This window comes from Kitasatospora sp. NPDC057512, from assembly GCF_042802135.1.
In the GTDB taxonomy this organism is placed as follows: domain Bacteria; phylum Actinomycetota; class Actinomycetes; order Streptomycetales; family Streptomycetaceae; genus Kitasatospora.
The window spans coordinates 1-1807 of sequence record NZ_JBHVET010001127.1 but is presented as its reverse complement, the minus strand read 5'-3'; the positions used below and the strand labels follow the sequence as shown (position 1 = coordinate 1807).

Annotated in this window: 1 protein-coding gene, 1 tRNA gene and 1 other RNA gene; 2 read left to right on the top strand and 1 reads right to left on the bottom strand. The window is 72.6% G+C overall.

Translation table 11 applies throughout. The features are described from left to right. Positions 1-37: 37 nt before the first annotated feature. Positions 38-122 (bottom strand) — tRNA-Ser (locus tag ACFU6K_RS38265). Between the two features lie 111 nt (positions 123-233). Between ACFU6K_RS38265 and ffs the strand changes: the two genes are divergently transcribed. Next, an RNA gene (ffs, locus tag ACFU6K_RS38260) (signal recognition particle sRNA small type) lies at positions 234-324 on the top strand. 81 nt (positions 325-405) lie between these two features. Further along, the coding region (locus ACFU6K_RS38255) for a DNA polymerase III subunit gamma and tau (protein ID WP_380671168.1) at positions 406-1807 on the top strand (1402 nt) is incomplete at its 3' end.

Here is a 1807-nt window from a genome sequence, read left to right as displayed (position 1 = left end):
GGCCCGGGCCGCTGAGCGGTCCGGGCCTTCGTGAAGGCGGAGGATACGAGATTCGAACTCGTGAGGGGTTGCCCCCAACACGCTTTCCAAGCGTGCGCCCTAGGCCTCTAGGCGAATCCTCCGTGGGAGAGCTTAGTACATGTTTCGGGGTGGTCGCGACCACCTGTCCCGCAGGCGGGAGGGTGGGGGTGGCCTGTGGATCGTTGGGGCGGGGATCCGGTACTGTGGGGGTCAGCCCCTCGTGTGGCGTCATCTCTCTGAACCCCCCCAGGGCCGGAAGGCAGCAAGGGTAAGAGGGCTCTGGCGGGTGCGCGAGGGGTCTTTGCGTTCCCGGGGCCCGGTCGGGGCCGGTCGGCGGGGTGAGGGGCGACGCGTTTGTCGGTCCGTCCCGATATCGTCGGGGGTGTGTCCCTAGCCCTGTACCGCCGCTACCGCCCCGAGACCTTCGCGGAGGTCATCGGGCAGGAGCACGTGACCGCTCCGCTCCAGCAGGCCCTGCGCAACAACAGGGTCAACCACGCGTACCTGTTCAGCGGGCCGCGCGGCTGTGGCAAGACGACGAGCGCGCGCATCCTGGCCCGTTGCCTCAACTGTGAACAGGGGCCGACGCCGACGCCCTGCGGGGAGTGCCAGTCCTGTCGGGACCTCGCGACCGGCGGGCCCGGGTCGATCGACGTGATCGAGATCGACGCCGCCTCGCACGGTGGTGTGGACGACGCGCGCGAGCTGCGCGAGCGGGCGTTCTTCGCACCGGTGCACAGCCGGTACAAGATCTTCATCCTGGACGAGGCGCACATGGTGACCTCGGCCGGCTTCAACGCGCTGCTGAAGGTGGTCGAGGAGCCGCCGGAGCACCTCAAGTTCATCTTCGCGACCACTGAGCCGGAGAAGGTGATCGGGACGATCCGGTCCCGGACGCACCACTATCCGTTCCGGCTGGTCCCGCCCGGCACGCTGCGCGACTACCTGGCGGAGGTGTGCGGCCGGGAGGGGATCCAGGTCGAGGACACCGTGTTCCCGCTGGTGGTGCGGGCGGGGGCCGGGTCGGTGCGTGACTCGATGTCGGTCATGGACCAGCTGCTGGCCGGGGCCGGCGAGGGCGGCGTGACGTACCAGATGGCCACGGCGCTGCTCGGGTACACCGACTCCGCGCTGCTGGACGAGGTGGTGGACGCCTTCGCCGCGCACGACGGGGCGACGGTGTTCCAGGTGATCGACCGGGTGGTCGAGGGCGGGCACGACCCGCGCCGCTTCGTCACCGACCTGCTGGAGCGGCTGCGCGACCTGGTGATCCTGGCCACCGTGCCGGACGCGGGGGAGAAGGGTCTGATCGATGCCCCGGCCGACCGGGTCGCGGTGATGCAGGCGCAGGCGGACGCGTTCGGCGCGGCCGAGCTGAGCCGGGCCGCCGACCTCGTCAACACCGGGCTGACCGAGATGCGCGGCAACGCGGCGCCCCGGCTGCAGCTGGAGCTGATCTGTGCCCGGGTGATGCTGCCGGGCGCGTACAGCGACGAGCTGTCGTTGCAGGCACGGATGGACAAGCTGGAGCGACGGGCGTCCGCGGGCGGGTTCGCCGCGCCGATGGCGGTCCCCGGGGGCATGCCGATGGCGGCTCCGATGGCGACGCCTCCCACGGCGGTCGCGCCGGTGGCCGAGGTGCCGGTGGCGCCCGCGCCGGTCCAGCCCGCCGCCGTACCGGCCGCGCAGGCCCCCCAGCCCGTGCAGGCCCCGCCGCCCGCCGCCGCGCCCGCCGGGCCGGCGCCGGGTGCCTGGCCGATCCCGCGGAGCTTCCCGCCCGCCGGCC